This is a genomic window from Sphingobacterium detergens (assembly GCF_003610355.1).
GTDB classification, from domain to species: domain Bacteria; phylum Bacteroidota; class Bacteroidia; order Sphingobacteriales; family Sphingobacteriaceae; genus Sphingobacterium; species Sphingobacterium detergens.
Genome location: NZ_RAPY01000001.1, coordinates 2,087,216 through 2,113,222, shown reverse-complemented (window position 1 = coordinate 2,113,222; position 26,007 = coordinate 2,087,216). Strand labels below are relative to the sequence as shown.

19 protein-coding genes are annotated in these 26,007 nt (G+C 41.9%); 6 read left to right on the top strand and 13 right to left on the bottom strand.

Annotated features, from left to right (window positions below; genetic code table 11):
* Window positions 1–105 precede the first annotated feature (105 nt).
* The gene (locus tag DFQ12_RS09160; protein WP_120258630.1) at window positions 106–1,017 is read left to right on the top strand and encodes a DUF6268 family outer membrane beta-barrel protein; all 912 of its coding nucleotides are present in this window, start codon (window positions 106–108) and stop codon (window positions 1,015–1,017) included.
* Here the strand turns inward: DFQ12_RS09160 and DFQ12_RS09155 are convergent.
* The 4 genes from DFQ12_RS09155 to DFQ12_RS09140 form a co-directional block, all read right to left on the bottom strand.
* Entirely contained in the window at window positions 1,014–1,742 is a 729-nt protein-coding gene (locus tag DFQ12_RS09155; protein WP_208642482.1) for a LytR/AlgR family response regulator transcription factor, read from the bottom strand. The two genes, DFQ12_RS09160 and DFQ12_RS09155, sit on opposite strands and share 4 nt — an antisense overlap.
* Before the next feature lie 6 nt (window positions 1,743–1,748).
* Complete coding sequence (locus tag DFQ12_RS09150; RefSeq protein ID WP_120258628.1) at window positions 1,749–2,789, bottom strand: sensor histidine kinase; 1,041 nt, start codon at window positions 2,787–2,789, stop codon at window positions 1,749–1,751.
* Between the two features lie 85 nt (window positions 2,790–2,874).
* Window positions 2,875–3,471, bottom strand: a complete 597-nt coding sequence (locus tag DFQ12_RS09145; RefSeq protein WP_120258627.1) for a porin family protein — start codon at window positions 3,469–3,471, stop codon at window positions 2,875–2,877.
* A gap of 111 nt (window positions 3,472–3,582) precedes the next feature.
* Window positions 3,583–5,940, bottom strand: coding sequence for an ABC transporter permease (locus tag DFQ12_RS09140; RefSeq protein ID WP_120258626.1), 2,358 nt, complete (start codon window positions 5,938–5,940; stop codon window positions 3,583–3,585).
* Window positions 5,941–6,190: 250 nt separating this feature from the next.
* On the opposite strand from DFQ12_RS09140, the gene DFQ12_RS09135 reads away from it, so the two are divergent.
* Window positions 6,191–6,577, top strand: a complete 387-nt coding sequence (locus DFQ12_RS09135) for a hypothetical protein (protein WP_120258625.1) — start codon at window positions 6,191–6,193, stop codon at window positions 6,575–6,577.
* A 47-nt stretch (window positions 6,578–6,624) separates the two neighbouring features.
* Here the strand turns inward: DFQ12_RS09135 and DFQ12_RS09130 are convergent, their stop codons facing one another.
* From DFQ12_RS09130 to DFQ12_RS09090, 9 genes are all read right to left on the bottom strand, one after another.
* Window positions 6,625–9,024 carry a mechanosensitive ion channel family protein gene (locus DFQ12_RS09130; RefSeq protein WP_208642480.1) on the bottom strand — a complete coding sequence of 800 codons (2,400 nt, stop codon included), beginning with the start codon at window positions 9,022–9,024 and terminating at the stop codon, window positions 6,625–6,627.
* A 515-nt stretch (window positions 9,025–9,539) separates the two neighbouring features.
* A complete protein-coding gene (locus tag DFQ12_RS09125; RefSeq protein ID WP_120258623.1) occupies window positions 9,540–11,816 on the bottom strand; it encodes a redoxin domain-containing protein in 2,277 nt (758 codons plus the stop codon).
* A 28-nt stretch (window positions 11,817–11,844) separates the two neighbouring features.
* Window positions 11,845–13,032, bottom strand: a complete 1,188-nt coding sequence (locus tag DFQ12_RS09120) for a TlpA disulfide reductase family protein (protein WP_120258622.1) — start codon at window positions 13,030–13,032, stop codon at window positions 11,845–11,847.
* 1 nt (window position 13,033) lies between these two features.
* Window positions 13,034–14,113 (bottom strand): TlpA disulfide reductase family protein, encoded by a 1,080-nt coding sequence (locus tag DFQ12_RS09115; RefSeq protein WP_147420367.1) that lies wholly within the window; start codon window positions 14,111–14,113, stop codon window positions 13,034–13,036.
* 37 nt (window positions 14,114–14,150) lie between these two features.
* Window positions 14,151–15,590: a RagB/SusD family nutrient uptake outer membrane protein gene (locus tag DFQ12_RS09110; protein WP_120258620.1), complete on the bottom strand. Its 1,440-nt coding sequence runs from the start codon at window positions 15,588–15,590 to the stop codon at window positions 14,151–14,153.
* 10 nt (window positions 15,591–15,600) lie between these two features.
* Window positions 15,601–19,113: a TonB-dependent receptor gene (locus tag DFQ12_RS09105; protein ID WP_120258619.1), complete on the bottom strand. Its 3,513-nt coding sequence runs from the start codon at window positions 19,111–19,113 to the stop codon at window positions 15,601–15,603.
* Between the two features lie 151 nt (window positions 19,114–19,264).
* Entirely contained in the window at window positions 19,265–20,332 is a 1,068-nt protein-coding gene (locus DFQ12_RS09100) for a FecR family protein (RefSeq protein ID WP_120258618.1), read from the bottom strand.
* A gap of 117 nt (window positions 20,333–20,449) precedes the next feature.
* Window positions 20,450–21,043 carry an RNA polymerase sigma factor gene (locus DFQ12_RS09095; protein WP_120258617.1) on the bottom strand — a complete coding sequence of 198 codons (594 nt, stop codon included), beginning with the start codon at window positions 21,041–21,043 and terminating at the stop codon, window positions 20,450–20,452.
* Between the two features lie 428 nt (window positions 21,044–21,471).
* The gene (locus tag DFQ12_RS09090; RefSeq protein ID WP_167457222.1) at window positions 21,472–22,167 is read right to left on the bottom strand and encodes a class I SAM-dependent methyltransferase; all 696 of its coding nucleotides are present in this window, start codon (window positions 22,165–22,167) and stop codon (window positions 21,472–21,474) included.
* Between the two features lie 160 nt (window positions 22,168–22,327).
* Here DFQ12_RS09090 and DFQ12_RS09085 point away from each other — a divergent pair, with 160 nt between their 5' ends.
* The 4 genes from DFQ12_RS09085 (at window position 22,328) to DFQ12_RS09070 (ending at window position 25,974) form a co-directional block, all read left to right on the top strand.
* Complete coding sequence (locus DFQ12_RS09085; RefSeq protein ID WP_120258615.1) at window positions 22,328–23,323, top strand: hypothetical protein; 996 nt, start codon at window positions 22,328–22,330, stop codon at window positions 23,321–23,323.
* A 409-nt stretch (window positions 23,324–23,732) separates the two neighbouring features.
* Window positions 23,733–23,990: an FUSC family protein gene (locus tag DFQ12_RS09080; protein WP_120258614.1), complete on the top strand. Its 258-nt coding sequence runs from the start codon at window positions 23,733–23,735 to the stop codon at window positions 23,988–23,990.
* A 313-nt stretch (window positions 23,991–24,303) separates the two neighbouring features.
* Window positions 24,304–24,828 (top strand): RNA polymerase sigma factor, encoded by a 525-nt coding sequence (locus DFQ12_RS09075; protein WP_167457221.1) that lies wholly within the window; start codon window positions 24,304–24,306, stop codon window positions 24,826–24,828.
* A 180-nt stretch (window positions 24,829–25,008) separates the two neighbouring features.
* Entirely contained in the window at window positions 25,009–25,974 is a 966-nt protein-coding gene (locus tag DFQ12_RS09070; RefSeq protein ID WP_167457220.1) for a FecR family protein, read from the top strand.
* Window positions 25,975–26,007: the final 33 nt, after the last annotated feature.

Here is a 26,007-nt window from a genome sequence, read left to right as displayed (position 1 = left end):
GTTTTTTGAGATCGCAATAGCTTTGCATTTGGTCAATGGAAAGCAGCGGTACGTCAAAATGTTTACTGCTTCTGGGGATCGAGGCCTTCCTTTGCAGAAAAAAACATGAAGAAACAAGTTTTATGTGCCATCTTGTTCAGCAGCTTAGCGACGCTGACAGCACATGCCCAAAATGCAGTATCTGGACAAGTTATTGTCGATTATGTTCCGCTGTCAAACTATATCCGACCAGAAGATAGCGTAAAGACCGGCTCTAAAAGTGATTTCAAAAGGATACAATTCAATCTTGAAATACCTTTGTCGACCAAAGTGGATTCTTTGGGTAATATCAAACGCTGGTCATGGAAAATGGGCGCTACATACGCAAAGATGCAAAACCGCGATTATGAACAACAGCTTTTTCCGACTGAAATGTTGAATGCCGAAATCGGACTGCAATACTTGACTTCTTTAAAGAAAAACTGGTCGCTATTGACTTTTGCTTCGGTCGGTATTTATTCTGATCTAGTCAAAGTCAATGGTAAGGATGTCCTGGGACAGGGGGGAGTTCTTTTTATCAAACGGTTTAAGCCGAATCTTGCCTTTGGATTTGGTCCGGTATTGAGCAATAGCTTTGGTGTACCGATGATTCTGCCGGGACTGTATTTTGACTGGAAGACCAATGGCAAGGTCAAGTTCAATGTCAATTTCCCTCAGGGTCTTGCCGCTGCTTATCAGGTCAACAAGTTTATGGATCTTCGCGCAGTAGTCAACCTGGATGGTATGACAGCTGAACGGGAAAAGAACGGGAAGTCCACACTCGGCGGATTTATGTTGTTAACGGCCGGTCTTCAACCTCAATTCAACCTCGGTAAGAATCTTAAATTGCAGCTAACAGGGGGAAGCACACTCGCCCGGATGTATGTTGAAAACGACCGGTCCTTAAAGAGTTTCTTCAAGGATAAGAAGCAGGCCGATCCTCGCTTTTCACCGACCTTCTATACCTCGGTAGGATTTAAATGGAATATGCCCTATTAACGGCTAAGGAGCTTCTTAAAAACCACGTTTTGGAGAAGCTCTTCTCTTTTTGTACGGGAGATGGGTAATTCCTGTTCCCGAATGTATACCCTTCCACCTGAGATAATATCAATATGATTGACATTGACCAGATAAGATTTGTGGATACGGAAAAAATGGCTACCCGGTAAAGCCTCTTCCAATGCAAGCATGGTCTGGTGGATAGTGAGGGTCCGTTCTTTAAAATGGAGCTTGGTGTAATTCTGCATGCTTTCGGCATAGAGGATATCTGTCCAGGAGATTTTGACAAAGGCATCACCTTGCCGGACAAAAAGCATGGTATCGTTGGCAACAGGTTCCTGTGTCGATTTATTTCGCTGTACAAATTGCTGAAAGGCTTTTGTTGCTGCCTGAAAAAAACGTTGGAATACAATAGGTTTCAGAAGATAATCCACTGCCTGAAGACGGAATCCTTCCAGGGCATACTCCGAATAGGCTGTAATGAATATACATAACGGAGGATTTTCAAGTGATTCCAAAAAATCAATACCATTGAGATAAGGCATATTGATATCCAAAAAAATAAGGTCAATATCGCCTTGTTGCAATCTGGAGGCTGCCGCCAGGGCTGAAGGAAAAGTTGCGACGAGCTCGAGAAAATCAACCTGTTCGGTCATTTCAGCAATATGCTGCCGTAGCAGCGGTTCATCGTCCACGATGATACATTTCATCTTTGTTTGTTCCATAGTCATTTAGCAGTTAAGATTGATTGTCAGGTCGACGCAAAAACTGTCGTCTTGCTTGTCAATGGTTAAGCTATACTGATTTTCATACTGCAGCTCCAACCTCTTTTTGACATTTTCCAGTCCAATACCAGAGTGTCTTGTTGATGTCTGCAAGGGATAGGTCTGATAGCTATTTCTGATATGAAATTGGAAATAGCCGTCTTTCTCAGCGCAGTTGACGCTGATTTTACCTTTTTGATTCGGAAGTCGATCCACATGTTTGAAGGCATTTTCCACAAAACAGATGAGCATCAGCGGTGCAATATGTAGATCTTCTGTTGACTGTGACCAGCTGCAGTCAACCTCCAGCTCGTCTCCCCAACGCATCTGTTCAATCGTAATAAAATTCTGTAAATATTGTAGCTCACGGCTCAGCAGTACAAATGATTGGTTGCATTCATAGAGCTGGTAGCGCAGGATATCGGAGAATTTTAACAGTAAAAAATCGGCCATATCCACATTCTTTTTCATCAGGATATGGATATGGTTCAATACATTGAACATAAAGTGTGGATTGACCTGATCTTGCAAAATTTTGAGCTGGCTTTCCAGGAAGTTCTGCTGCAACTCGCTATGGTCCTGCTGAATATTGGCATGTTCTTGATAAAAACGGATACCACAGGCTGTGCCATTGATCAGCAAGGAAGAAGGAATAGATTTATAGCATTGAACAAATAAAAGTGTGTTTCGCTCATCCTCTGATAACACCTGGCTATGCATAATAAAATAAACATCCACCACACTGATCAGCAACGCTAAAATAAGGACGAAAAAGATAGCTTTGAAAACAAAGGGCTTCATTTTTTGTGTCTTAATCGCTTTGGGTAAGATGCTGTCACTCAGGAATTGCGAGATGCTAATGGAACAGATCATCACTAATGAGCTATGGATCAGTGCACTGGCTGTGTCCATATCCTGTTTCACTTGTATCCACAGGGCAAACCAGAGGACAAGCCAGAAGAGCGTGAGAAACAGGTGCCGATGGAGATAGTTTTTTTTGAGAAACATGGGACAAAAATAGTCAAATATATGACAAAAACCTTTGAAAGCGAATACAGGATTGCCTTCAAAGGTTGATGTGTTAAGGGTTGTATTAGAATATGAAGTAACCTACACCAATGGAAAATGCCTGTGGCTTGGATTTAAAAGATTTGGACAAGTCCGAAAACCCACGTTCGTACCGGACATCGATACTGAACCTTTGGATATCGACCCCAAGACCACCTGTAAACTGTACATTGGACTTATCGAAATGTTTGACACCTTCTTTGATGGCCTTTAAAGGGGATAGATTGTCATTCAGGGTATAATTATATACTGCACCGGCAAATACACGAAAGTTCATATCCTGCTGTTGGTAGATTTTATAACCGACCATCACGGGTATATCGATCGCATTCCATTTGAGTTTGGATTCGGTCTGTCCCTGTGGTTTGAGCGCAGCTTTACGTTTGCTGAAAAGTGCCTCACCCTGAATGTATGCTCTTCCGAGGTTGACACGTGCCATACCACCGACATGGAGACCAATTGCATATTTGTCGTCCAAGTCTGCAAGCTCGGTGTTCAGCTTGTTGATACTGCTTCCACCTTTGATACCAATCTGAATAAGAGGTTGCTCCTGTGCAAAGACCATTTTACTTAACATCATTGCGAAGAGTACAACGCATGATAAAATTGCTTTTCTGTTCATTTTTATTGTTTTGATATGCACAAAAAAACGAAGGCCAGCGGCGATACAGAAAAGTCTTTGACGAACTGCATACTCGTGGTGACGAAAGTAAAGACGGTAATGTTAACCCTACTATTCGTCCTTCAGGCTCTTCACCGGATTGAGCATGGCAGCTTTGATCGATTGATAGCTGACAGTTAAGAGGGTGAGCACGAAGGCACCTGATCCGGCAATCAGAAAAATATCCCAGGTAATCCGGATGCGATAGGTATAAGAACTGAGCATGTCGTCGGAAATATAATAGGCGATCGGAAATGCGATAAGGCATGATAACAGTACCATGATAAGAAATTCTCGTGACAGCATCTTTGTAATCGAAATGATCGACGCGCCAAGAACTTTCCGGACGCCGATCTCTTTAGTTCTGGTCTCCGCCATAAAGGCTGTCAAACCGTATAATCCCAGGCATGAGATAAAAATTGTCAGTAGTGCAAAAAGGCTGGAAAGTTTACCTAATTGATTGAAGTCTTTAAATTTTTCTGCATAGTTCGCATCAACAAAAGCGTACTCAAAGGGGTATTCTGGGTTATATTCCTTAAATATTTTCTCCATTCGAACCAATGCATCTTGTGTTTCAATATGATCACGTAATCGAATATTGGTTATCGTAGTACCAGCAAAGGCTCCTTGGATAACCAACGGTGTTACGGGATTAAATGGTGATTCTTGAACAAAATCTTTGATGACACCAATGATATGCCAATCCCTTCCATCAACTATTGTCTTTCCGATCGGATCATCAAAATTAAATACCTTAGCAGCCGATTCGTTAATTATCATGGCGGAAGAATCCGTTGGGAATTTGCTCAGGTCAAAGTCTCGCCCAGCGATCAATTTCAATCCGGCAGTATTGACTAAATTATCGTCTACTCCAAACCGTGTAAACATGGTGTTGTTATCTTTTGGTTTACCATCCCAGTTCATGGAATTGTTGCTCCAGTTTTCTGTTAAGGGGGAGGAAGTTCGTGAAACATGTGAAGCAATACCGGAGGAGATTAAAGCATTTTTGATCAGTAATTTGTTTTTACCGATCTTTCCCTGATCAATAATATTGATCAATCTATCTTTGTTATAGCCAATTTCTCTATTTTGAGCATATTTTATTTGTTTTTGAATAGTTATTGTTGTCACAATGAGGATAATAGCAATACAAAATTGGGCAATGACCAGTACTTTCCTGGGGTTGAAATTCCGTTGGGCGTGTAATAATTTGCCTTTTAATACTTTTACCGGTATAAAAGAGGATAGATAGAAGGCAGGATAACTGCCTGAAAGAATACCTGTAAAGAGAACAAAGATTATAAAAACAGACCAAAAAGGAATATCCGTATAAGGCATAGTCAATGTTCTTGAAATTAAAAGACCAAAGTAGGGCAGGGCCAGCATGGTTATCAAGAGTGCCAGTATACCTGCAATACAGGCAATGAGAATGGATTCGATTAAGAACTGATAAATCAATAGCCCTTTATTTGCACCGACAACTTTTCTTACACCAACTTCTTTCGCTCTTTTTTCACTTTGTGCTGTACTTAAATTCATGAAATTTATACAGGCGATTATCAATATAAAGCAGGCAATAGCGATAAAGGAACGCACCATTCCGATTCTACTGGATGTTGGCTTACCCATCTCGGTGTAATTACTATAAAGCCATTTATCCGCAATAGGCTCAATAAAATTCTCCGCTTTATTTTCAGTATGTTTTTGTAGGAAACCCTTTATATTTTTCTGAAACTGATCAATGTTAACGTTTTTTTCTAGTTCAATATAAGTCTGAATGGAATTATTCCCCCAGTAATCATCTGAATACCCTATTTTCTCCATCAATGTCCATGGAACAAGATAGGTGGTGCCCTTCATAAAGGAATTGTCGGGTATGTCTTCAATAATAGCGGATACGGTGGAAATCTGTGTGCTATCTAATTTTATGGTTTGGTTAAGTGGGTCATCCTGGCCAAATAATCGATCTGCGAATGATTTGGTCAGAACGATCTGATTAGGTTTTTTCAACGCTTCAACCGGATTTCCGGCCAGTACTTTATAGTCAAATATTTTCAGGAAAGTACTGTCAACAAAAACACCCTGTTCTTTTGATAGTTTAATTTCCCCTCGTGTTAATAAAAAACCGGTCCCCTTATTGACCCTGGCAACATTGTTTATTTCCGGAAAATCAGTTTTTAAGGCAGCGGCCATTGGTTTTGGGGTATAAAAATGTTCTACGACCTCACCACCCCAGACATCCTTTATGCCTACAGCATATATCTGATCAGTTTTTGAATAAAACCGATCATAGGTAAATTCACTTTTTACCCAAAGCATGATCAAGATTGCTGCCGCCATTCCGATAGCTAAGCCTACAATATTGATTGCTGTAAACCCTTTGTTCTTCTGAAGATTACGAAAGGCTATTTTGAGATAACTTTTAAGCATATTGATCAGTTTAAATTATTTCCACCAATTCGTTTGCCAATTGTTTAATTTATTGATATGTAGTGTTTTATTTTTTAATTAAGGTTCAAAACTGTTCGATGTCGGACGTTTTCTGTACGGAAGCGGACAATTTTATAATGGGAAAAAGAACAACATATACTAAAATTTAAACTATAAAGTTGAGATACATCACGTATTTTTAGCGTAAATTGTTGGTAACAAAAATTTTAGGTATAAAAATAGTCCAATTATGAAAAAGAAGTATTTTTTTATGGTCATCTTGCTGGGTTTGACATGTTCGCTCATGGCACAACAAAGCAAAAAGGTTAATGGTTGTGGTATGGCGTCCACCTATGCTGAAATGGCTTTTGTAAGTTTTAAAAAGGCCTATAAAGCAGAATCGCTGGATGATGCGAAGTCTTTGCTGAAGGAAGCGCTGGGAAAGGCAAAAGAAGCTTCTGCTTATACGATAATCCCCGACTGTAACTGCCTTAATGCCAAAAACTATGCGTTGAATGCTGTGACATTTGGTAATAAAGCCCTAAAATCAGCGGACTTAGACAGTTTGAAAAAATGGACCAAAAAGGCCATGGATATGTCTCTGGATGTATTGACAGCTATACCGAACTGTAAGTAGACCGAGTATGGATTGACCAGCGTGTACATACACATCGCCTATTGAAATTAATCAATCTGATCGTTTGGCTGTTGTCTGTTTACGATCAGCTCCTGGGCTGGCAAAGCCAGCACAATATTTTCTTGTCGAAATATATTGTTGATGGTTACCATGATATCACTTTTAATCTGACCAGTATCTTTGTTCGCCTTGACCCAGAAAAAGAGGTCTAGTGCGACAGATTGCGCGGATACAGAGGCAAACTGTACAATAGGTGTTGGGATGCTAAGAATCTGCTCATTCTTTTCCGTAATGGCTAAGAGCAAACTTTTTACTTTTTCTAGGTCGGTCCCATATTTGACTTCGATATGGCTAGTCAGGCGTTTGCGGGCTGTTCCCTGGCTCCAGTTGATGACGCGTGAACCAAGTAGGTCACCATTGGGTATAATTAGGTTTGCCCCCTCAGTGGTCATGATAACACTACTCCGAAATCCGATGGATTTAACACGGCCGGATTGTCCACCGACTTCTATCATATCATCTACATTGACGGGTTTTTCAAAGGCAATAATTAAACCACTGACTAGATTATTGACAAGTGTCTGTAGACCGAAACCTATACCTACACCCAATGCCCCAATGATCAAGGTAATCTGCTGGATAGGGATACCTGCAGCAGCAAAAGCAAGAAAAAAGCCTGTAAAAATAATTGTAATACGAATCAGCAATAACCAGCTTCCAAGATGAAATTGTGATCCGTCACGTTCGTTGTGGTGGGGCTGTGGACCTGAAGCAAAAAAAGAGACAATCTTGGAAAGTATCGTTGCACAGGCCATGATCAGGACAAAGACCACGATGTTGATGACCGTGAAACTGTAGCTGCCCAACTTGTGCGTGTTGTAGAAGAAATCGTGTATAGGTTCTGACAACAACCTGAATTCGTAAAAATTGCGTCCAAATAGGACAAACCAACCTAAAATAAGGATCAGGTAGAAAAATAAAGGTGCCCGTTTGCCAACACGATCGTAGTTGATATAAAAGAGCTTTCTCTCTTGCTTTTTATAGATCGATGAGGCATAAGTAAGTCCCTCATTAACCAGACGTAAGACCCATAAAAAGATAATTGTCACGACTACATTCAGTAGGCCCGTAACCAGTAGTACTTTGGCAATATTAAAACTACCAGCAAGGTTAAGCCCAAGTGACAACAGTTCCATTACCGTCATCAATCCGATCGGGAACAAGATCCAACGTTCCCGTAGTTCCGCATGACGGGATCTGTTTATTAACGAAAATAAACCGAGCAAAAAGGTCGATGATGCAATGAGTATCATACACCATCGTTCTGATCGTGAGGCCTGCAAAACCATATTATCTAGGACAGCTAAAATATATAGACCCACTAAGCAGAGCCAGATTGTCATCCAGTAATTGGAAATATGTTTGCGAAGTATTACGCTAATGAGTATGGCCTGGGTAATGATTAAGATTGTTGAAAATACAAAAGGCGGATTGACAAATAGAAACTGTACGATACTCAACGCAATGACCGTTCCCGAAATGAGAGGCTGGGCTAAGAGCATGGCTGATTCCGCTTGCATCTGTCCCTGATTTTTTAAACTATTTTTCAATGAAAATAGGTAATAAACAACCAATATTACTGCAGCAATTAAAAACAGAAGCCTCGCCCAGTTGCCCTTTAAATAGTAGGTGAGTGCCAGTTTCGCCTTGATGACAGACAAATGGAGTATCTCTTGTATCGGCCTGTTATAGACGCTTTCTTCCCAGAGTGGTGCAAACTCTTTGTCGAAGGTTTTTTCGGCAATCTGTTGTTGATAATAACGTATTTCCTCCGTATCATTTTCCAAAGCCATCAGTTCTAGGTTCAGTTCATTCTGGAGTGTCTGGATAATACTGATGTTTTTTGTAAGTTGCTTGCTCACTGGCGATATCTCTTTTGATAAAACATGTAACCTGCCTAGGTATTGACTCAGTTGTACGGAATCTTCCGAAACGACAAAGAGAGATTTATCCATCGTGAGAGAGTCTATTTGTAAACGGTAGTTGATCAATTGGTCCTGATAATTGTCTACTCGCTTTTTATAGGTTGATACTTCGGTTGTGAGGGTATTTAGAATATTAAAAGTGGTTGTTAAATTTCTGGAAGAATGGGCGGATCCCTGGTTGTTGAATACGCCATCTTTTGACAGCTGATGCCAACGAATAATTTCCTTTAATTCCGTGCGGACTGCTGCGGTATCAAATCCTTTTTTTAGAAAAGATCCGGCATGTCTTGATATTGTTTTTATCTGTTCGAAAACCTGATTTCGCCTTACTGATGCACGATCCTGTTCGAAGTCGCTGACACTTTGTTTGGCTGATTTGTTGAAAAAGTCCTGCATCCGGGATACATAATTGTCTTTTACTGAATCGGTGGGTACAACTACGCTTTCTGCTGTAGCGGCCATGGATTTTGGCATTGACCTAAGGCAGCACAAAATAATCAACGAAATGTATAAGAATGCATACCTTCTTTTCATACTAGTAAATTGGGTTTCGATAGGGGTAAAAATAATAAAAAAGCAGGAGATTTAATAACAATCATTGAGAGGGAAACAGACTAGATCATTAATAATTCTGCTCACTATGGCTTTAGACTTTAAAATATGGTAAAACCATCCAACGGATTTGCTTTTCTGTTCATTTGACGAACGGCATACTCGCGGTGACGAAAGTGACCGTGGGAATGATATCAAAAATGATATACTACTATATTTGACTCGTGTAGAACGCGCATTCGAGAAGTGATAGTTAGCCTATTTATATGCAGATTGGAAATACTAAAACGGTCCTAAATTACCGAATCCATGAGAATGAGATCTTGATATTGTTATTTTATAAGATGGATATTAATTGTGTTTTGGAAATTTAAGCTAAAAAAAGAGCCGTATCAAACCTCAACTATCCGATACGGCTCTTTTTCTTAGAATTTAAAAACAGTCTTCAGTTTAGCGTCTAGATCGTCTTCACTACCACCGCCACCACCGTAACGGCCAACGATAACACCATTTGGATCAATGAGGATCTTGGTCGGCAAGGTATGGATGCCATAGGCTTCTGAACGGTCTTCTGATTTATCAAAATCACCTTGAGCAGTTGTCTTTAGGCCACGTAAGACATGCTTCCATACACCAATCCTGTCTTGATCGACCGCTTTTTTCCACGCTTTAGGATTGGAATCATCATCTGAGACACCGATAATTTCAAAACCCTTCTTTTTGTATTTACCGTAGAGTTGCAAGAGGTGTGGATTACCCTTACGACAGGGTACACACCAGCTCGCCCAAAAATCCAGTAATACATATTTGCCACGGTATTCGGATAGTTTAAGTGGCTTACCGTTGATGTCCATTCCCGAGAAATCGGTGGCTGTACTTCCCGGTGAACCTGATTTCAACTTCGTAATTTCTTCCGCCAGTTCCTGACCATTGACTGAGTTTCTGATCTCAGGTCCCATCTGGTCGTAAATGCTTTGAAGTTCTGCTAGGTCTACACTGCTAACGAAAAAGCGAAGTTGCGCAGCGGAAACAGCTGAATTAGGATGCTTCTTGATATAGGAAAACTGTTTGTCGCGTATTGCTTGCTGCATAGGGGACATGTCTTCTTTGATTTTTTCAAGTTCATCAAGTTTACCATTGAGAACTTCCTCGGAAGCTCCTTGTTTTTTCAAGGCGATGTATTCATTGTTTTTGTTATTGTACGACTCGTTGAGTGGTTTTAAGGAAGCAATTTCGGACTTAATCAAGTTGTTATAGGTATTGAATTCATCCTGAGTTTTTAAACCAGATAGGACTATCTCCTGGGGAGAACTAGCATCACCACTAATCTGTAGAATACCTGGTTCAATATAAAACTGTAGGTATTGTTCGTAGGACTGAGGCGCGCCGCTTTTTCCATCGCTGAAGTAGCCTGTGGCTTGTGTAGGGGCTTGCACTTTGCCGAGGTAACTGAATACACCATTGAAAATCTGGGTACTGTCAGCGACTTTCCTCCCTGCAGCATCGGTATAACGTATATTGAACCAGGATGCTTTTGCAGGATTTTCGATTTCTCCCTTAATGACGAGGGTATTTTTATCCATGACGGGCGTGCCAAGGAGTTCTGCTAGTTTCTTGTCCAAATGCTCTCCGCGAAGATTTTTGGCGATGATTACACCATTGGGATCAATCAGAAGGTTGGAGGGGATGGATTTGATATCATAAAGCACGCCGACTTCATTTTTCCAGCCTTTGAGGTCAGAAAGTTGGGGCCAGTTTAGATGATCACTATGAATTGCATCCAACCAACGTTTTTGCTGTCCAGGGTAGTCGAATGAAATACCCAATACAGTGAAGTTTTTGTTTTTGTATTGCTGGAAGGCACTGACTACATTTGGATTTTCCATGCGGCAGGGTACACACCAGCTGGCCCAGAAATCAACTAGGACATATTTACCCTGGAAATCAGCTAGAGAAACTTTGTTTCCTAAGGTATCGGCTTGTGTGAAAGGCAGTGCTGTGCGGCCGATACCCGTCAGTTTATCGGTGTTGATGCTATGTTCGATGGCTTTGATTGGGACATTATTTCTTGCTTGTGGACTAGCCTGTTGTAACAGCTCATCCAGGGAAGCAAGATCGTCACCATTGCGCAAAGTAAAGAACATCGGATATACGATTGCGGGACTGTTTTTATGTTTTAGTACAAAGCTCTTGTCCAGTGTGGCTTGTTCAGCATTTTTGTTGTCTATCTCTTTGCGTAATGTAGCGATCTGATCTTGGTCCTTGTTCTTGCGGGCTTCACCAAACTGATCATATAAAGCATCTAACCCAGATACTTTGGAGCGTTGTTGGAATAGGTTGTAATAATCTGCGAGTTTGCCACCACTATATTTCGCATCTTTGAGCATAGGGGTTTTGCTACTGATATTAAGCTTGCCTTTTTCTAAGAATATAAAGGCGCCGTTCATCTCTCCCGAAGCTTTCATTTTGCCTACCTGAAGAATGTAAAAATCACCTTCACCTTCAGGGATATCCAGATCAAACCGAAAGCCTTTTTCAGTCTGTTGGACTGAGTCCTTCTGTCCGTTTACGAATCCAGAAAGATAAATCCATTGGTCTTTAGGCAGATTGTCTAACTTGCCTGTCAGTACGGTGTTTGTTTTTTGCGCAAAAGCCTGACTGGCCAGGGCTAAAAACAGGAATGATAATGTGCTCTTTTTCATGTTGCTGTGGTCTATATGCTTGTATGAGCTATAAGGTACTGAATGCTGCTTTTAATTGGGCATCCATTTCTTCTTTAGAGGTGGTATGTATAATAATTTTTCCTTCTTTGTCCAATAAAACATACGTCGGTAAGCTCGGAATGTCGTATAGGGTTGCGATCCTCGCTGGACTATTTTTGATAGGGAAATCATCGGCTACTTGGATCCAGGGCATTTTTTCCTGATCGAGTGCTTTGAACCAGTCTGGCCAGCGACTGTCATTGGTGACGCCAACGATTTCTAAGCCCTTATCATTGTATGTTCTGTAGGCTTCCTTCCAATGAGGGATGGCTTGGCGACAAGGTACGCACCAGCTGGCCCAGAAATCGAGAAGGACATACTTGCCACGTAGTGAGGAAAGCTGGAAATCGCTACTGTCACGTTTTAACGCTTTGAAATCTGGAGCTTGATTACCAGGCAACAGCGCTTTTTTCACGGCCACTTTGCCTTGAAGATTTTTGATGTAATTGGATTCTTTTGCGGGAGACTGAAACACTTGAAGACGTTTGTCGAGTTCCGCAACCGGCATGGATTCATTAAAGAGTTGATAGCGCTCCAAGAGGTAGGCTCCGGCTACGAGTGATGGGTGCTGTTGAGTGATGCTATCAATCCAGTGAAGTTCCCAGATTTTGTGTTTATCTCCAAAAGCTTCCATTTCTGCACGGATGGCTTCTTTTTCTTCAGATTTGCCTGCGGCCTCGTATTTCTTGTTGAGCTGTTCAAATATCTTTTTGGCAGCAAGGCTTTTGGGATGCTTTTCAAACGCATCAAATATGTCCTGGTTTTCGGAACCGATTAAACTGAAATTGCGTAAGATGGCGCCTTTGCTATCACCATAAGCGGTATAATCATAATGGGTGGATCCGCTCGTATCTGCCTGGAATTGAAGTTCACCCGATTCGATAAACAGGGTGGCTGACCAGTTACCGGGTTCGATCTTGATAGACATCATCTCTGGCCGATCAATAGGACCTGTCAGCTGGAATTTGCCGTTTTGTAGCACTGTGCTATCTATCGTAATTGACTGTCTGGTGGCATCATCGAGACGTTGTAATTTGACTGTCCCTGAGGTAATACCTTTGATTTGTCCATGTAATGCATATTTTCCGTCCGTTTGTGAATTTTTGCAACCCTGCATAAGTAACAGGGTTACAATGGATAGTAAGGTATATTTCATCTTATTGTGTTTTAAAAATATCGTTCAGCTTTTGTTGTAGGGATGCGCCACGTAGGTTGCGAGCAATTATTTTTCCATTGGGATCTACCAGTAGCGAACTTGGTATGCCCTGAATACCATAATAGGTGGATACTTCATTTTCGAAGCCTTTTAATGAAGATACTTGCGACCAGGGCATGCCGTCATCTTTGATGGCTTTTTTCCATTTTTCGGCGTTGTCATCCAAAGAAATCCCAATAACAGTAAAATTATTGTCCTTGTATTTGTTATAAGCTTTAAGGACATTGGGGTTTTCGGCACGGCAGGGGCCACACCAACTTGCCCAAAAGTCGACCAATACATATTTTCCTTTGAAGCTGCTGAAACTGATCGGTCTGCCTTCGGGATCATTTTGCGTGAAATCCAAAATTGTCGCTCCTATGGCACTACGTTTGAGCACTTCCATACGTTCAGTAAGCTGTTTACCTGTCGCCATAGCAAGTACGGTTTTATCGAGTACATCGTAAAGAGGTTTCACCTCTTCATAGCTTCCCATAGCCGATCGGTCAGAGACCAGGCTCAGGCTAAAGGCACTCTTGGGATGGGCGGTGATATAGGCTGCTGCTCGGGCACGACGTTCGGTACTGATTGCATTCAGTTGTTGTTCGAGTTTTAATTGCTCTTCTTCTGTACCTTTTCCCCATTGCTGATAAAGTGGGTTGGATTGTTGTTCCAAGTCTTTTAAGGTCGCTTGGTAACGTTCGGCCTCAGCCTGTATTTTACTGCCCTTGGCTTTTAATAAATGTAATGAATCGGCCTGGCCGGTTATGCTGATATTGCCCGCTTCGAGGAAAAGTTCGGCGTAACGCGATGGGAACATCAGATAGACCTTTTGAGGTTCGGGCATATCTGCCTCCCAAACAAATTTATCTTTCTGAATCTTAACAGTATCTGTTTTCATCTTGCCATCTTTTAGGTAACCAATAGCCACTTGAGCGTCGCCAATACCTTTGATCAGACCGGAAACTTTTGTCTTTTGTGCCAGGGCACCTAGTGTTGTTGTGAGCAGTAAAGCACTAAGTATATAGTTTTTGCAGTTCATATTGTTATCTTTTAAATTTTTATCAAAGTCTTTTTTCTTACAGATCAATATTATAACCCGGGTTTTGTTCGCCAAATTTGGAATTATCTGCAAATTCACTTTTTGGTACTGGCAATATATATTGCTGGATATTGGTTAATTTAGGACGGATGGACGTCACGGTAGCTAATGGCAAACGCAACAGACATAACCATTCCTGTCCATCTTCTGCTACAAGGCTCTTGGACGTTTCCTGGTAGTTGTACTTGAGTATATCTTCACGACTCGTCAGTGCATCAAGTTTGGAAAAATCGGATAAGCCATTGTGTGTACCTATTTCTTTGAGGATCGCTTTGGCCTCAGTGATAGATCCATTATTGCGCAGCAAAGCCTCAGCTTTCAATAAATGTACTTCTGTCAGGCGGATCGCATAATACGTTTCCGAAACGACTGTTGGGACTGTACCCTCAGCAATATACTTTGTGAAAAAATAGTTAGCGTAGTTTTTACGGAAACTACCGACCATCCAATCCTGTCTTGGATCAGCTGTCAGGAGATCACGTAGACCTTGCGTCGCACAGTATAGGGCTGATGCACCAGGATAAAACTGTCGGCTACGACTGTAGGCATAGGCAGGTTGGTTGGGCTGCGGAGCTATACTGAGGATGACTTCTGAGCTACTGGCTCCTTTGGTGCGGAAGATATCTTTTGCCAGTGGCTCAAGTTGGTAAGGACTATTGTTGATGATCTCTTCGGTTAGTTTGATGACTTCAGCATAATCACCCGCCTGGCCACGACACATCAGTACGCGGGCCTTCAAAGCTCTTGCCGCCCACAAGGTGGCATAATATTTTTCATGCTGAGCGGGACAGTGCAAAATGGCGTAATCCAAATCTTGTAGGATGGAGGTATAACTTTCTGCGACTGAGGAGCGAGCCTTTGGGATATTGCCGATTGTGACAGCCTCATAGCGTAATAATACACCATAAGGACTGGAGTGATCAAACCATTGTCCATAGAAGGTTAGTAATTTGAAATGCCCATAGGCCCTTAAAAATCGCGCTTCAGCTTCGATAGGCTCGCGTTCAGCTGTTGGAATACGACCTTGAGGTAAATTATCCATACCACCGATCAACGAATTTGCGGCATTGATAATACCATAGCTATAGGACCAATAGATATCGGACGAACTGAGCATTTGGTTATCTTCTGGTGCTCCGGCGCCGGTACCATATCCATACATCATATATCCTGTCAACTGGGCGGGAAGGCGCTCATTGTTGGTCCATTGGGTGATGCCATTGTCTTGAGACACGTGCGCAAAGCGAAAGTATATACCATTCAAGGCGATGCGAGCTGTTGGCGCATCCAATACAGTATTGCCATCGACTTTTGCATTTTCGGGTAGGGCACCGAGTTGGCTTTCGCAGGAAGTTAGACTCACACTGCTCGTTATAAAGGTTAATCCAAATAGTATATGGAAGAGTTTTCTTTTCATATTCTCGTCATTAAAGTGAAAAACGTAGTCCCAGAATAAATTGTTTAACAGCGGGGAATGTGCCTGGGTCACTTGCGCCGTTGACTAGGCTATAGGGGTCGTTGCTAACCTCAGGATCCACACCAGGATAGCTTGTCCATGTTAGAATATTTGTCGCTGAACCGAATACTGAGGCCTGAGGAATACCGATCCGTTTGCGTAATCCCGCAGGTAGGACGTAGGTTAAGGTCAATGATTTAAGGCGTAAAAATGATCCGTCATATACTGCTGAGCTATTTGTGTAAGCAGTTCCATTTTGTCCGTAAAGAAGTCTTGGCCGTGTAGATGTAGGATTCTCCGGTGTCCATCGACCTAAAATTTCTGTTGTCTTATTTGATCTGTTACTCACATTGTTATTCTGGATATCACCTTGGTACAAAATGTCGTTTCCATAGCTGAACGTAAATAAGGTTGTCAGACTGAGTCCTTTATAGGATATACTATTGGTGTAACCACCGTAAAACTTAGGTTCTGCATGTCCAATGATTTCATTTTCAGGGAAAAATTCACCTTCTGGAATTTTATAACTTGGATCACCAATTCCCAAATAAGGGTCAAAATACATCCAATACTGATTTTTCCCCTTATAGGTATCCACTTGTTCTTGTGTTTGTAATAGACCCGTGAATACCTTTCCATAAATCAGTCCGAGCGGTTCACCTTCCCGGACGATTGCATTCCCGAGGTTATAGTCTGTGATGTCATTTGGATTGGTAAAGTCTCGGTTCACATTGGTTACTAGGGAGCGGTTAAACGAGATATTAAAAGCACCATTCCAAGAGAAGTTCTTCTTTTCTAGAAAGGTGCCACGTAGGGCGATTTCCAGACCTCGGTTACGAATATTGGCCAGATTGGCAATGACACTATGGTAGGAAGAACTACCCGCAACTGCTCTGGTGAACAAAATACCAGAAGTCGCTTTTTCGTAAATTTCTATACTGGCACCAAATTTCGAGTTAAATAAGCTGATATCCAAACCTGCGTCTTTCTGCAGAGTAGATTCCCAACGGATCGCTTCATTGCCGAGTTGTGTAGGTACCATTGCACTTTTACCGCCGTATGCATATGGGCTGTATAAGGTGTAGAACATATTATCGCCAATATTTTGGGTACCTGTGTAACCCGTGCTTGCCCGTAATTTGAGGTCATCTACCCATTTTAGACCCTTCATAAAGGGTTCGTCGGAGATGCGCCAAGCCACACCCCCAGAAGGGAAAAATCCAGTACGGTTGACTTTTGGGAATTTGGAGGAAGCATCCGAACGACCTGTAAAGGTGACAATATAACGGTCCTTCCAGGCATAACGCGCACGTGTATAAAAACTTAGTAGGGAGTTCTGTCCACTGGTCCCAACGGCCGCTGTCACCAAGCTAGCTGATGAAAGGTTGTTCAAATACTTGTCATCAGGATAACCCTGTGCGGTAACACCAAAAAGTTGAAAACGAGTTTTCTGCCAAGAAGTACCACCCACAATATTGAATCGGTGCTGCGCATTGAAAACTTTATCCCAGGTCAATGTATTTTCAAAAAATAGGTCTGTCAACTGATTCTGCGACTGCGATCCCGTTCCTAGACTGGAGGTCCCCACACCGTTTGATGCGGCGATTAAGGCATCACCGGTTACGTAATTGCGTTGGTTCGTACTGTTATAGTTGACTGAAGCAGTGCTTCGAAAAATAAGTTCCGGTAAAATTTTATAATCGGCTGCCACTGATCCTAGGAGAGAGTGACTGGCTGCTCTGTTTATTCCGTCGAGGAGTACAAGTGGATTTTGATAGCCCTGATAATCGTATCCTCCTATAGATTCGCCGGTATATTTAGCAATGGAACCATCCGCATTATAAGCTGCAAAAGTTGGCGGGGCAAAGAGTGCCTGTGTATAAAGACCATTGGTGATATTATTAATGGTATAGCCATAACCAAATGTGGCTTGCGTGCGGAGCTTACTAGTGATCTCGTTGTCTAGGTTAATCCGTCCCGACAAACGTTGGAAGTCGGTGCCTAATACAACGCCTTGATTACCGGTATATCCTAAAGAAATAAAATACTGCGAAGCATTACCACCACCCCTAACGGAGAGATCAGCGTTGTCGGATTTTCCCGTCCGGGTGACTAGATTTAGCCAATCCGTATTCGCAGGACCATAAAAATTAGGATTGTTGATCCGGTTGTCAAAATCGACAAGTTCCTCAGGCGTGAGTGTTTCCCCTGCTGCTTTGCGGGCATCAAGGAGGTTGCGATTAGCCTCTTGCATAATCATGATATATTGGTCACGATTGAGCAGGTTGATTGGTCGTTGCTTGCTAATACCATGATAATAATTGGCCTCCAAAGTTGGTTTTTGTTCACGTTTTCCACGTTTGGTGGTAATAATGACAACACCATTGGCAGCCCGAGATCCATAAATTGCTGTGGCAGACGCATCTTTTAATACATCTATTGTCTCGATGTCGCTGATGTTTAGTCCGGCTAGACTATTGAGTCCACGGGCGAATGAGCCAGATACTGCGCTGTTTGGATCGTCTGATCCAAAGCGATCTACCGGGTTGACCACCTCAGCTGAATTGCTCACATAACGATTTTGTACGGTCATTTGCACCCCATCAATAATATAAAGGGGATCATTACCGCCCATAAGCGAGGTACCGCCTCGAATGCGTATTTTGGCAACCCCGCCTGGCGAGCCATCAGCTTGTATGACTTGCACACCGGCAGCCTTACCTGTCAGGGCCTGATCAATACTGGTAAAAGGCACATCCCTGATCTCCTTCACGTCAACAGAGACAACCGATCCGGTCAGATCTTTCCGTTTGACACTACCATATCCCACCACGACGGTTTCTTCCAAGGTATTTACTCCGGTTTCGAGCTGTACTTTGATTCCTTCTATGCTATGTTTTGTCGTAAGTTTGATATTTTGTGAAACATGACCGACATACGAAATCCGGAGTACTTGTCCAACGGACGCTCGGATCCGAAAAATTCCGTTTTGATCGGTCAATACCGTGTTGTTGTTTTCCCCTAACACATTCACCGTAACACCAGGCAATGGTCGGCCTTGGCTATCCTGAACAAGCCCTCGAATATTAGACTGGGTCGCTAGTGCCTGTTTTTCTTCCTTTGAAAGAATGATAAGGTATTCCCGATGCATCCGAAAACTGAGGTCAGTATTCGTCAATAGTTCATCGAGGATATCTTTGACAGGTTGGTTTTGGGCGTGCACAGCAAATGCTGCACCCAGACCTTCGACGAGATCGTCACCGTAAACAAAGCGATACTTGGTCTGGCTTTCAATTTCTTTTAAAACCGTGCTCAACTTCACCGATGTGAGATGTAAGGTAGCACGTTCATTTTGAGCCAAAGAATTACCTATCGCAGTCAGGTGGAACAGCAGGGTTAGGATGATGGTCAGTTTCACGAGAATGATCGTATTAAAAAGTTTAGGGTAATATCTTCCCTTAACGCGAATTGCGTTATTTTTCATAAGTTTGCAAGGTTAATGTAAACAATTGACAACAGCGCCTAGGATTCGCAGTCACAGCCTGTTGTGTTAATTAACGATTTTGGGAGTATGCCTGGCATGCTCCTTTTTTTTCTCTGTTGGTTAGGTAACTGTATCTTTCATAAGTTTTATTTTATGGATTAGTTAGGTAAATTCTGATGCTGCGTGGCCCGATCTTCCGATAGTTGAAAGGGATGCTGCTCCGTAGGCTTTGGAGCACATTCTGTAGTTCTTCGCGGTCATCGAATGCTGCTGTATATTTTCGGGAGCTGATGTCCGAATTTTGGAATTCAATAGTAATATTATACCAGCGTTCTAACGTTTTAGCAATTGAAGACAGCGGTTCGTTAACAAAGACAAGTTTCTGGTCGGCCCAAGAGGTTTCGGCCAATCGTTGCTCAGCATCATACTGGGTAACGGTCTCCAATTTGTAATTGGATTTTTTTTCTATGCCTGTTGTATTGTTTTTGGAACTAGGCTGCGCTTCTGCTAGTGGAGCAACGACTTTGTCTTTTGGTTTTAGACGGATAGGCGCTTGGGATCTGCTCTTCAAAATAACCTCCGCACTGCCCTCAATCAGTGAGGCAGCAGTAAGTTCTTCGTTGGCATAGGCTCTGACATTGATCGTTGTCCCCAATACCCGGACTTGCAGTGCCTGAGTCGTTACGGTAAAGGGTAATGCTTTGTTTTTAGCCACTTCCATATACGCTTCACCAACAAGTTTGACCGCACGGTTTGTTTTACCAAATCCATCAGCGATCTCCAATTTACTTGCGGCGTTTAACTTGACCAGTGTACCATCAGTGAGTTTAATTGTTTTTTTTTCAGCAGGTTGCGTTAGGTAAGCATTCGTCTGCGATTGGTTGAAATGATATTGGAAGACATATAGGGAAGTGATCAAACACAGAAAGACAATAGCCGCCGCCGCATAATAGGTCCATTTTTTCTTTAACGGTATGTTTTTGAAAGGGGGATCCAAATGGGGCACTAGCCGGACATAGTTTTGCTCGGCATCAATCAAATACAGTGCATCTTGCATAGCCAGCAATTCTTGCTTAGCATGCTGTATAAGTTCCTGCTGCTCGGGATGTTGTTTAATATAACTTTCCCATTTCAAGATTTCCGATGGATCTTGTCTTACCGCATAGCGAAAGAAAGATTCATCCAATATAAAATCCTGAACAGACTGGTATGCACTCATGGTCTAAAAATTAGTCGTTTATATAGATAGAGCCTACCGAGTTCGGTTTTTACCAGTTATTTTTTAGTTAAATATGTAAAAAGCTGTGTGTCTGCTTGTTATTTTTTTTCTAAAAAACTAAAATAAGATTAATAGGGGGAGAATCTGTTTGAGATTTTGCAGACTAGTGTCTTTTTTTAATGTATTGATGGCGCTATGGATCTGATTGTAGACCGCACGTTTGCTCAGGTTTGTTCTTAGCGTAATTTCATCGTAACTGAGTCCCTCGTAATAACGAAGCAGAACGAGCTCACGTTGCCGTTTGGGTAATTGGAGAATCGCATTTTTAAGGACATTAACCCGTGTATTTTCTTCCTGTCGGATAATGAACTGAAACTCTTCAACATCAACCGTATCGGTGTCTTCGTTGTTTTCGAGAAGCTTTTCAAATTTATTTGTATTATTGAGGTCCTTGACTAATTGTCGCTGGTAACTTTTGAAAATATAGTTGCCAACATGATTGGCGTTGCCTATACTTTCGCGTTTTTCCCAGAAATAAAGAAAGGTATTGTTGATGCTGTCCTTTAGGGTATCCCGATCGTCTGTATACCGCAGTCCATATTTCAACAGGCCTTTGTAATAGGACATGTATAACTGCTGTAAAGCAGCTTGTTCTCCACTTCTTAGCGCCTCCCACAATTGTATTTCTAGTATATCGCGATCCTTACTCATGAATGTCTTGTCCTCTACAAAGGTAACATTATGGATATATAAAACGATAATGTTTTAAAAAATGGGCCGGTGGCGAGTGGCGGAAGCAAAATTTACCAAACCATTTCGTTCTGCAACACTTACTAGCTTAAAAAGCCTGAAAAACTATATCCTGTTGTCATTAGATCCGAGAATAGTTGTTTTAAGGCTTCGCGAAGGAGGAGGGACGCCAACGTATTCTACGACGCCCGAAAATTCAGTGTCGGGTTGAAGGGATAACCTGATCAATAAGTATTAATGGATTGGTTATACCATCGCTAATGCATAGCGATTGCTGAACGTGATTGGAAACGTTAGCTATAAATTTAATGAGCTCCGTTTGGAAAATAAATAAGAACCCTCAATTGTTTAAAACTGAGGGTTCTTTATTCTTGAATACCTCTCGATTATTAGATAGTTATTTTTTTTGTTGCTTCGAGCATAAAAAGCCCTTCAGTAGTCAAGGGAAGTCCTAGAATACGGTTTTGGGCGTGGATGTCGACTTCAACGGAACCGAATCCGATTGTTTGCAATATGTCGATATCTTTGGCTGGACGTTCGTGCTGGCTGATTTCCAGCGCCGATTTGATGGCATTCACCTCTTCAATCGCACCCGATGGGCATTCGTCATGTCTGTCTGTGCTAAAGACGGTTTTTCCGAAATCTGCATCCAGGTTGATCAGCTTACCTCCGGGCTTGAGCACACGATGCATCTCGCGGTAGCATTTTTCCAGATCAGGGATAGTCCAGGTCATTAGACGTGTGAACAGTAGATCAAAGGTATTGTCCTCGAATTGCAGGGACTGCGCATCCATGACGCTATAATTTACATTTAGCTTTAGTTCCTCGCTCACAAGCGTTGCGGCTTCGATCATCTGCGGTGAAAGATCAATGGCTGTCACCTCAAAACCGGCCAGGGTCAGGATATTCGCAAAATATCCCGTTGCAGTACCGACTTCGAGTACGCTATTTCCAGCTGCCTGATGCCGGACAGACTTAAAAAAATCAAGCCATTGCTCGGTTTCGGGGCGTGACCAGGCCTCATCTCGTTCCTTGCGCCATGAAACACTTCTTCCATCCCAATAAGTTGCTATTCTTTCAATCATCTCGATACTTTTAGTACATACAAATTTATCCATATTATCCTGAACAAAGGGTTGAATTTATGTCAAGACGAATATATTTTTTCATAAATTAGATTACAGGGATTAGTCTGGTACTGGAAAAGTAAGCGCGGCTAATTTTATACCATGATAACTTAAATATATGGGTAAGGTATTTCATCGGGGGCGTTTTATCGTTCCGGCTTTAGGCAATAAACAAGTCTGTTGGATGTTGATGATCGGAGTGTTTTTGATGACCTCTTGTCGGACCATCAAAGATCCCGGTATACGGGATACACTTTATAACAGCAACTGCAATCAACGGAATTTATATAGCTATACCGCTGATCAACTTCCCGTGGCACTGTACCAACAGCAGCTATCAAAACGTCTGACGGAAAAATTTGATCACAACACGCTTAACATGGCGAATGCCATAGGGATATTGGATCTGATAGATAAGTATATGCAGCTGCGGACCCGGAGAGATAGTACCAGTGTGGAGGCCCGACTCCGTATCCTTGAGATCAAGCAGGATATTGACCATCGGATAAATGCCGCTTCAATTGAGATTTCTGCCGTTTCTTCGGAGATGGACTGTGAGGAAGAAAGGGTAAGTCAGGTAGCCAATTACCTCAAAGGCAGACAGGGGGACCGTGAATCCAAATTGACCAAAGGAGCGATTGTGGTGGGGGCGCTTGGGGCTATCCTCGCCGGTGGAGCGGTTAAAAACGAGGGTGTAAGCAATACTATTGGGATAACAGCAGGTATCGGAGAGGCTGGCCTAGGGTTGATGATGATTTTTAATAAGGAGTCTGTTGAGTTTCATCACAAGCGAAATGCCTTAAAGGACGTGTGGGATAACGTAGAAACTTCGGCGATCTTCCCGCCCTTGGTCTGGTACTACCTGAAATACAAAAACCCGTCTATCGGTCAAGATAAATCTCTAAGAGAACAGATCGTAGAAAAATGGACCAATCTGGGGCAGATCAATCTAGATCCGAAGAAGTCGTCCGTACCGCTCTTCTTTGGTGAAGGAGGGAAGTACTCTACAGATGAACTGGAGAACCGCGCAGATATGTATGATCAATTGGAATCTAGTATTACGCTTATGAAACAGGATCTCAAGGCTCTTATGTTGGAGCTTGATAAGATTTAATACTGTCGTGCTTTCCAAAGGAAGGGGAAGACATAACAACGTCAAACCTTTTCATCGTAAGGTCTGTATCCGCCAGGTAAATTAGCTATCATGCAAGGATATGGAAAGTTCAATGCCTTATAAGGTAAGAGATAAGTAGTCGTGTCTATTTCGTATAATACTACTGAAGTGATACTTAGTCGATACTTAAACAATACTTAAGTAATACTAATAACGTACTGGAGAGTTGATTTTACACGCCTTACTTATTCTGCATTCGCTTCCGTTGGGAGAAGGGGTATGTCTTTAATGTGTGAAAAGTAGACTTTCATCGATCATATCTTTGACCATTATCTTATTGGTGAAATAGGTGAATATTTTTTTAGATTGTATATTTGCTCCATACTATATTGACCAAAACATTAAAACTATGAAAGAAAAGGAACTAACTGAATTGACCGATCAGGAATTGTTGGAGAAAAAAAAGCAACAAAAAAGTAGTAAACTGATCAATGCCATACTTGTCGGATTTTGTGCTGGGATTGTTGTTTATGGTGTCGTAAATAAGGGTATTACTATTTTTACGTTTATGCTTATCGTTATGGGAGCTTGGGCTTTTATTCGCTGGAAGAAAACGGATGAGGCACTTGACAATGAGTTGAAATCCAGAAACCTGAACGAAAAATAACCTGTGGAGGTACTGTATGACAATAATACCGAAGCTTTCATCGCTTCGGTATTATTGTTATGAAGAAATTAGCATCCTTTAGAGGGAAGTCTAGTTGTTGTTTATAAAGGAGTACGTTTATTATATCCTGTATTTTAGATGTTATGTTTAGCATAATCAACCTATATATCTACTTGATAGCTTTGCAATAGATGAACAATAACATCGGTAAATTCAACAGCATCTGAAATTTAAGTATCTAAAAGATATTGTCAGTTTTATTTGAATTCATTCTAAATAGGCCTATCTTTGGAGTCTGAAAAACATGGATAGGATGGCGAACATAACTAAAATATCAATTCTTCAGCTGGATGAATCCAGTTTTGAGGAACTATATAAGTTATATGCTACTAAGATGTACCGGATCTGTTATCGGGAAACAAACGACGAAGATGTTTCCGGAAATATCGTTCATAATGTATTTTTATCTATTTGGGAACGTCGGGAAACGCTGCTATTGGAGAAACCGGAACACTTTCTTACCCATGCAACCAAAATCCAGATCCTCAAATATTTTAGGGATTCCGCTAGTCAGAAACAGCATATGCAAAACTCCTTGATCGATTATAACGAAGCGGACTGTAGCACGCAGGAGGAAATTTATTACAACGACCTTTCTGATCGTGTGCAAAAGCTGGTAGACCTGTTGCCACCGCAATGCCGCAGAGTCTATCTGATGCGTGACCAACAAGGTATGGACAACGCTCAGATTGCTGGCGAATTGGGGATTTCCATGAGTGCAGTGAAACAACATATCGGTAATGCTCTTACATTCTTACGCACGCATCTAGCGCGGTAAAACCACCTCCTGAAATTTAAATGTAATTTTTCTTGTTGAAAATCAATGTTTTGTGTGTTTTCTATAAAACTGACCTGTACTTTTATCTGGCTTAGGGAACTGTATTAATAGAGAATCTTATTTAGACTTGATTAAAACAGAGCTTGGTTTCCGGTGGATAAGAGACTCCTACAAATGATAATGAAAATAACGAGAGAAGAATTCAGACGGTATACAAATGGACAGTCATCTGATGCTGAAAAGGCGAAGATAGAACGCTGGTTACATGAGCAGGAGGGAGAGCTGGAGGAGGCACCTGGAGAAAATCATCAGCTTCGGTCCGCTTGGGATAAGCTTTCGACAAATATAGAGGACAAGGTGAAGGTAATTGATGTTGCGGTTCAAGGGAAACCTGCCATCCAACGTTTATCATTTATCATTGGACTAGCCGCGAGCTTGATCCTCGTTCTCGGCTTAGGTTGGTATATATATCGACAAGATAGATCTGCATTACCTATCGAAAAACAAGCATCGTTAAAAACTGTACGTACTGAAGCTGGGCAACGGCTCACATTGACCCTTTCTGATGGCTCCCATATCGTACTCAACGGAAAGAGCGAACTGGAATACCCGTTGCAATTCGAGGGGACACAGCGACTTGTTAAACTTCGCGGTGAAGCACTCTTCGATATCGCGCATGACCCCAATAAGCCCTTTATTATTCATACAGACTCTACGTTCACGCAGGTACTCGGTACGCGGTTCAATTTAAAAGCCTATGCTGAAGACAGGCAGGTCTTGTTGACTGTTGAGCGGGGGAAAGTACGATTTGGTCGTTACGCTCAGTCGGATCAGGTACTGCTGACAGCGGGCATGCAGGGTGTTATGAACTTCCATGAACCAGTTCTGAGCCGCAATGTAGAAACTACGGATGCTGTGGCATGGACCGAAGATGCTTTTGTCATCAAAAATGAACCACTTGAGGCTGTCGCTAAACGCTTGGAACGTAGGTATGGAGTAAAAATCATTATTGAATCCAAAGCACTTAAAACGCTTACTGTGACTGGGACTTTTAAGAAAACTAGTCTTGATAATATGATGAGCAGTCTGGCATTCAGTACTGGAATAAAATATACAATAGATAATAAAACAATTACAATCAGATAGTAAATGGGATAGGTTAAATATAAAAAGTAACCG